This window comes from Nevskiales bacterium (assembly GCA_035574475.1).
In the GTDB taxonomy this organism is placed as follows: domain Bacteria; phylum Pseudomonadota; class Gammaproteobacteria; order Nevskiales; family DATLYR01; genus DATLYR01.
The window spans coordinates 1-3,152 of sequence record DATLYR010000170.1 but is presented as its reverse complement, the minus strand read 5'-3'; the positions used below and the strand labels follow the sequence as shown (position 1 = coordinate 3,152).

4 protein-coding genes are annotated in these 3,152 nt (G+C 65.5%); 3 read left to right on the top strand and 1 reads right to left on the bottom strand.

Annotation, left to right across the window (positions count from 1 at the left end; genetic code table 11):
* Window positions 1–567 (bottom strand): alcohol dehydrogenase catalytic domain-containing protein (locus VNJ47_10370; protein HXG29234.1); only part of this gene is annotated, 567 nt, incomplete at its 3' end.
* A gap of 78 nt (window positions 568–645) precedes the next feature.
* On the opposite strand from VNJ47_10370, the gene VNJ47_10365 reads away from it, so the two are divergent.
* From VNJ47_10365 to VNJ47_10355, 3 genes are all read left to right on the top strand, one after another.
* On the top strand, window positions 646–1,890 hold the full coding sequence (locus VNJ47_10365) for a magnesium transporter (protein HXG29233.1): 1,245 nt from the start codon (window positions 646–648) through the stop codon (window positions 1,888–1,890).
* A 113-nt stretch (window positions 1,891–2,003) separates the two neighbouring features.
* Window positions 2,004–2,351 carry a methylated-DNA--[protein]-cysteine S-methyltransferase gene (locus tag VNJ47_10360; GenBank protein ID HXG29232.1) on the top strand — a complete coding sequence of 116 codons (348 nt, stop codon included), beginning with the start codon at window positions 2,004–2,006 and terminating at the stop codon, window positions 2,349–2,351.
* Window positions 2,352–2,526: 175 nt separating this feature from the next.
* Window positions 2,527–3,036 (top strand): hypothetical protein, encoded by a 510-nt coding sequence (locus VNJ47_10355; GenBank protein ID HXG29231.1) that lies wholly within the window; start codon window positions 2,527–2,529, stop codon window positions 3,034–3,036.
* Window positions 3,037–3,152 lie beyond the last annotated feature (116 nt).

Sequence of the window (3,152 nt, the reverse complement as noted above, 5' to 3'; positions counted from 1 at the left end):
GGCATAGAACCTGCGCCCCTGCCAGCGCGCCAGCTGCGCGATGAGATGCGCCGCGGCGCCGAAACCGTAGAGGCCCAGATGCCGCGCCTCGCCGCACAGGCGCAGCGCACGATAGCCGATCAGCCCCGCGCACAGCAGCGGCGCAACCGCGAGGTCGTCGTAGCCTTCGGGCAAGGCAAAGCAGTAGCGCGCATCGGCGACGCAGTGCGTGGCATAGCCGCCGTCGAGCTGGTAGCCGGTGAAGCGCGCCGTGTCGCAGAGGTTTTCCTGCCCGTGCGCACAGAAATCGCAGTGCCCGCAGCTTGAGCCCAGCCAGGGGATGCCGACGCGCGTGCCGGCCGGCAGTCCCTCGCCCTTCAGAACCCGGCCGACCACCTGGTGGCCGGGGATGATGGGATACGGAATATCCGGCAGCTCGGCGTCGAGCAGGTGCAGGTCGGTGCGGCACACGCCGCAGGCCGATACCGCCACCAGCAGCTGGCCGGGGCCGGGCTCGGGGATGGCGCGCTCGCGCGGCACCAGCGGCCCGCGCGGCTGTTCCAGCACCATGGCCCGCAAGCTGTCCATGCCCACAGCCTAAGGCGAGTGCATCGTTTCGTCACGGCGGCAGGCGTAAGATCGGGCGGAGTCTTGCCGGAGCATGTCATGGCCAAACCCGTGGACGAGAACCCGCCGACCGCGGCGGAGGACGAGGCCCAGCTGCGCAAGCTGGTGGCGGCGGTGCAGCGGCGCGCGCCGCTGGATGCCTTCGCCCTGCTCGACCGCGAGCCCGACGAGACCGTGGCTGCGGTGCTGGCGCGGCTGCCGCAGGCCTTCGCCACCCAGGTGCTGCTGCGCTTCCCGGAGGAACGCCAGGCGGCGATCGTGCCGGAGGTCAGCGGCGAGCTGGGCGAGCAGTGGAGCCTGAACCTGGAGTTCCCCGAGGACAGCGTCGGCCGCCTGATGAGCGAGCCGGCCGGCGTGTTCCGCCCGGACACGCGCGTGCGCGAGGCGATCGAGCAGATCCGCGAGCTGGCGCGCACGGTGTACATCACCTACGCCTATGTGACGGACGAAGCCGAGCACCTGCTCGGCGTGGTGGTGATGCGCGACCTGATGCTGGCCGAGCCGGAGGAAACGCTCGCCGACATCATGGTGCCGCAGCCCTTCGCCTTCCGCCCGGACACGCCCATCGACGAGGCGATGCGCGCGGTGGTGCACCGGCACTACCCGGTCTACCCGGTGTGCGATGAGCAAAACCGCCTGATCGGCCTGGTGCCGGGGTATCTCCTGTTCGAGCAGCACACCTTCAACCTCACCGCGCAGTCCGGCCGCATGGTGGGCGTGGATGAGGAAGAACATTACGGCACGCCCTGGCGGCGTTGCTTCAAGTGGCGCCATCCCTGGCTGCAGATCAACCTGCTGACCGCTTTCCTGGCCGCCGCGGTGGTCGGCGGCTTCGAGCAGACCATCGCGCAGGTCGTGGCGCTGGCGGTGTTCCTGCCGGTGCTCGCCGGCCAGGCCGGCAACACCGGCGTGCAGGCGCTGGCGGTTACGGTACGCGGCCTGACGCTGGGCGAGTTCGGGCAGGAGGCGATGCGACGGCTGCTGGCCAAGGAGGCCCTGCTCGGCGCCGGCAACGGCGCGCTGGTCGGCATCCCCGCCGCGGCGGCGATGTACGCCTACGCGCTGATGACCGGCGCGCCGCAGGCGCCGCTGCTCGCGCTCACGGTGTTCCTGGCGATGATCGGCAGCTGCATGACCAGCGGACTGGCCGGCGTGGTGGTGCCGCTGACGCTCCGGCGCTTCGGCGTGGACCCGGCCGCAGCCTCCGGCATCTTCGTCACCACCGCCACCGACGTCGCCAGCCTCGGCCTGTTCCTCGGCTGCGCCACGCTGCTGGTGCTTTAACCGGCTCTTGAAAACCTCCCTCCCCCTTGACGGGCGAGGTACGAGGTGAGCGAAGCGAACAGGGTTGGGGTGGGGGTGATGAACACTGGCGCCAGCCTGATTAGACTCCGTAAATGACCGAGCCAAGCGAATCCTACCGGCGCATCTGGCAGGCCGTGCGTGAAATCCCGCGCGGCCGCGTCGCCACCTACGGCCAGATCGCCGACGCCGCCGGCCTGCCCAAACAGGCACGCCAGGCCGGCTACGCGCTGCACGCGCTGCCGAGGGATACCGACGTGCCCTGGCACCGCGTGATCAACGCGCAAGGGAAAATTTCCTTCCCGCCCGGCACCCGCGCCTACAAGGAACAGCGCAAGCGGCTGGAGGCGGAAGGCATCGTGTTCATCAACGGCCGCGTGGACCTCGCGCGCCACGGCCGCAGCGCCACGCTGGACGAGATGCTGTGGAAGCCGGGGCGGTGACGGAGCAGGGGCGCGGAGCACTCACCTCGAGCTATCAGATTTCTCGCATCTCCTGTCTGTTCTCTTCGGGCGGAGGGGTTAATGCCCAAGCACTACATTCGTCGGCCCGTTTGTTTTCGTTTTGCCATGGTAAATTTACTAAAAATGCAGAGCGTTTAGGTGTCACGGGGGTATTATGCGGACGGTCGTATGGCTGTGGATGATTGGCCTGCTTTTTCTCACCGGATGTGCGGCAAGCATGCCTAGCGAGGTGGTTCCGGAGGCCAGGGCCTCTGAGCCTGTATCAACAACGAGTAACGCCTGCAAAACCTATCAGCTCACACAGGATTGCAAATACACCGTTCCCTTGCGGGAGGTTTATATCGCGGACCTGCATACTAATGTTGCAGGTAGCAGTGATGGGAAAGTTGTTCTATTGATGAGCAACGATCCGCGCCGGCTGGAAAATATCTTGGTAAATGCGGGCACGCCGGCAGCCATCTATGGTGCCGGTCACCAGTACAAGAATGCGAATAACGTGGTATTTCAGGCAGCAAAACAGCTATTGGAGGAAAACAACATTCAAATCTTGAAGGTCGAACCGTGGGTGAATGTCTATAATCTCGTCGGATACATCCTCACTCTGGATGGCGACGGTTATTCTATTATCAAACAGCAACCTATTGAACCTTGCATAAATAGTTGAAACTAATTCCACCGTAGGTGGTCTGATGCTGTGATAACTTGGAGGACAGCATGAGATCGAAACCCACGGCATCGGAGTTGCAGCGGCGGCGGATGAAGGCCGGCCGGCTGCTGTTG

Coding starts and splice junctions, on each gene's coding strand:
- VNJ47_10365 (HXG29233.1), top strand. CDS start 646: ATGGCCAAACCCGTGGACGAGAACCCGCCGACCGCGGCGGAGGACGAG.
- VNJ47_10360 (HXG29232.1), top strand. CDS start 2,004: ATGACCGAGCCAAGCGAATCCTACCGGCGCATCTGGCAGGCCGTGCGT.
- VNJ47_10355 (HXG29231.1), top strand. CDS start 2,527: ATGCGGACGGTCGTATGGCTGTGGATGATTGGCCTGCTTTTTCTCACC.